Here is a 215-nt window from a genome sequence, read left to right on the forward strand (position 1 = left end):
ACACCATCGCAGTCGATGGTGGAAGACCGCTAGGTTAGGTAAGAAGGAATTTAGAATGACTCTACAAACTACAATAAATAACAATCTCGTTCGTTACATGGAGCTTATCCCAGGCACGAGTGCTTTCATTGATGCACGTACACCGGGAAGCGACCTAAAAGACAACTTCTGTATTATTGGTGCTGGTGTGGCTGAAAGCAGCCGTCAACATGTTC

The 215-nt window shown here is 45.1% G+C and carries 1 pseudogene; it reads left to right on the forward strand.

The window, feature by feature from the left end:
- Positions 1–55: 55 nt before the first annotated feature.
- Positions 56–215: pseudogene (locus A3712_RS27365) on the forward strand (cupin domain-containing protein); the annotation flags it as partial.

This window comes from Vibrio sp. HI00D65, assembly GCF_001635455.1.
Taxonomy (GTDB): Bacteria; Pseudomonadota; Gammaproteobacteria; order Enterobacterales; family Vibrionaceae; genus Vibrio.